Annotated in this window: 4 protein-coding genes and 1 pseudogene; all 5 read right to left on the minus strand. The window is 39.3% G+C overall.

Features of this window, described 5'->3' with window-relative positions:
* Positions 1-292: LpxD N-terminal domain-containing protein (locus ACESK1_RS10565; RefSeq protein WP_372920148.1), on the minus strand; the 292-nt coding region annotated here is incomplete at its 3' end.
* Between the two features lie 64 nt (positions 293-356).
* Positions 357-923 (minus strand): elongation factor P, encoded by a 567-nt coding sequence (gene efp / locus ACESK1_RS10570; protein ID WP_372920149.1) that lies wholly within the window; start codon positions 921-923, stop codon positions 357-359.
* Positions 924-935: 12 nt separating this feature from the next.
* Positions 936-1,721, minus strand: coding sequence for an acyl-ACP--UDP-N-acetylglucosamine O-acyltransferase (gene lpxA / locus ACESK1_RS10575; protein ID WP_372920150.1), 786 nt, complete (start codon positions 1,719-1,721; stop codon positions 936-938).
* Positions 1,722-1,726: 5 nt separating this feature from the next.
* The gene (locus ACESK1_RS10580) at positions 1,727-3,127 is read right to left on the minus strand and encodes a bifunctional UDP-3-O-[3-hydroxymyristoyl] N-acetylglucosamine deacetylase/3-hydroxyacyl-ACP dehydratase (protein ID WP_372920151.1); all 1,401 of its coding nucleotides are present in this window, start codon (positions 3,125-3,127) and stop codon (positions 1,727-1,729) included.
* Positions 3,120-3,227: pseudogene (locus ACESK1_RS10585) on the minus strand (UDP-3-O-(3-hydroxymyristoyl)glucosamine N-acyltransferase); the annotation flags it as partial. The gene ACESK1_RS10580 and the pseudogene ACESK1_RS10585, both read right to left, overlap by 8 nt.

Consider the following 3,227-nt stretch of genomic DNA (forward strand, 5'->3'; position numbering starts at 1 on the left):
TTTCAAAGGGTTTGAAATACCGGGTTAATTTATTGAAATCACGAAAAGGATCGTCGGAAATAAGCAAAGCCTTTCCTTCCGGCGCATCTACCTTTTTATTAATCAATACTACCGTTGCAGCAGAATTAAGTGCTTTATCGTAATATTTTGGATGGTCTACAAATACGATATCCCCCGGAGTAACCACGTGGATCTCGTTCATTCCGTTTACCGGAAAGTCTTCAGCACCCACAAATTCACAATTCAGGATAGTGGCAATTTGCTGTAAACTGTGTGTTTGAGAGAATTTCATCTGTTATACTTTAAAGAAAAAAACCAGGCTTAATGTCCTGGTTTTTGTTTTTGTAAATATAGTCTTATTCTTTTATCCTTTCCTTGTAGGTTCCTTTTTCAGTTTCGATCTTGATCTTATCTCCTTCATTGATAAATAACGGAACATTAACCTCTGCACCGGTTTCAACAGTTGCCGGTTTAGTGGCGTTGGTAGCTGTATTTCCTTTCACTCCCGGTTCAGTATGAGTTACTTCCAAAACCACACTGGCTGGCATCTCTACTGAAAGTGGCATATTATCTTCAGTGTTGATAATAACTGTAACCACTTCCCCTTCCTTTAAAAGCTTAGGCTGATCCAGTGCCGATTCAGGAAGACGGATTTGAGTGTAGTCTTCCACATTCATAAAATGATAGAATTCCCCGTCGTTATACAAAAATTGAAATTTATGAGTTTCAACTCTCACATCTTCAATTTTATGTCCCGCAGAAAAGGTGTTATCTATAACTTTTCCTGTAGTAACGCTTTTTAATTTAGTACGAACAAAGGCCGGGCCTTTTCCTGGTTTTACATGTAGGAATTCAACAATTTTAAATATATCGTGATTGTATCTTATACACAATCCATTTCTAATGTCGCTGGTACTTGCCATAATTCTGATTTTTTAGTTTGAACCGGCGTATCCTTTCATGATACCCCTTTGTGAGTTTTTAATGAATTCCAGGATCTCATCCCGTTCTGCAGTTGCCTGCATTTCACCTTCAATAATTGCCACGGCCTGGGAATTATTGTAGTTTTTCTGATAAAGAATCCGGTAAATATCCTGAATTTCTCTGATCTTTTCTGTGCTGAAACCTCTTCTTCTAAGACCTATGGAATTGATTCCCACATAGGATAATGGTTCCCTTCCTGCCTTTACAAAAGGCGGAACATCTTTTCTAACCAGGGAACCTCCGGTAACAAAGGCATGATTTCCAATGCTGCAAAATTGCTGAATTGCTGCCATTCCGGCAAGAATTACGTAATCTCCAACATTAATATGACCGGCAAGGGTACTATTATTAGAAAAAATACAGTTATCGCCTACAATACAGTCGTGAGCAATATGGCAATACGCCATAATCCAGCAATTGTTTCCAACTACCGTTTTCATACGATCTGTAGTACCACGGTTTATGGTCACACATTCTCTAATTGTGGTATTATCTCCAATTATGGTAAGGGTATCCTCGTCGTCAAATTTTTTATCCTGTGGAACTGCGGAAATAACGGCACCCGGAAAAATACTACAGTTTTTTCCAATTCGGGCACCTTCCATTATAGTTACGTTAGAACCAATCCAGGTACCTTCTCCTATCACTACATTATTATGAATGGTTGTGAAAGGTTCGATCACCACATTTTTGGCAATCTTTGCGCCCGGATGCACATATGCTAGAGGTTGGTTCATAATATTTATTTCGATTTTACAATTTGCGCCATAAGCACCGCTTCGGTAGCTAATTTACCATTTACATAGGCATAACCCTGCATTTGGCAAATTCCCCTGCGGATTGGCGCTAATAATTCAAGTTTAAAAATTAAAGTATCTCCTGGCACAACCTGTTGCTTGAACCTTACATTATCTATTTTCATAAAATAGGTAAGATAATTTTCAGGATCCGGGACTGATTTCAAGGCAAGAATACCCCCGGTTTGAGCCATAGCCTCTACCTGAAGTACACCCGGCATAACAGGTTTCCCCGGGAAATGACCAACGAAGAAAGGTTCATTCATTGTGACATTTTTCATCCCGATCACACAAGTTTCCGTGCAGGAATAAATTTTATCTACCAAAAGGAACGGCGGTCTGTGAGGCAGAATATTCATTATATCATTAACGTCCATCAAAGGCGGAGTATCAAGATTGATCTTGGGAACATTATTCCTTTTGGCCGCTTTAATGATCTTAGCCATTTTTTTAGCAAACTGGGTATTTACATAATGCCCCGGTTTATTGGCGATAACTTTACCTTTTATTCTGGTGCCAATAAGTGCAAGATCTCCTAAAACATCAAGCAATTTATGTCTTGCCGCTTCATTTGGGTAATGTAACGTAAGATTATCAAGAATTCCGTTAGGCTTTACCGAAATTTCCTTTCGGTTAAAGGCCACACGAAGTTTCTTCATCGTCTCCTCACCAATTTCTTTATCAACATATACAATGGCATTATTGAGGTCTCCTCCTTTAATCAGTCCGTGATCAAGAAGGGCTTCCAGTTCATGCAGGAAACTAAAAGTTCTGGCATCAGCAATTTCTTCTTTAAACTCTGAAAGATGATTAATGCAAGCGTTTTGCGTACCTAGAACTTTGGTGCCAAAATCTACCATAGCTGTTACCTGGTATTCTTCCGCAGGCATCACAATGATCTCACTTCCCGACTCCTCATCGTGATAGCAAATCACTTCATCTACTTCAAATTCCTCCCGGTATGCATTTAATTCTTTTATACCGGCTTTCTCAAGAGCCTCTACAAAAAATTTGGCCGACCCATCCATAATTGGAGGTTCAGAGGCATTAAGCTCCATTATAAGGTTGTCTATCTCAAGGCCAACACAGGCTGCAAGTACATGCTCTGAGGTTTGGATAGCTACACCATTCTTTTCAAGGTTTGTACCGCGCTTGGTATTTACAACATAGCTGACATCGGCTTCCACTTCCGGTGCTCCATCCAGATCTATTCTTTTGAATACATATCCGGTATTTTCAGAAGCAGGTTTAAAAGTGATGGTTACCGCCTGGCCAGTATGAAGCCCAACCCCCTCAAGGGATACTTCTTCCTTTATAGTTGTTTGCTTGGAAACTTTTTCAGCCATTCTTTTCGATTTTTTTCTTCAGTTGCTCAAAAGCGTCAACTGTTTTGGGCAAATTTTTAAAATGTATATATGATTTACTGTAATCTTTGTAACCAATAGC

Source organism: Salegentibacter sp. (assembly GCF_041642575.1).
In the GTDB taxonomy this organism is placed as follows: Bacteria; Bacteroidota; Bacteroidia; order Flavobacteriales; family Flavobacteriaceae; genus Salegentibacter.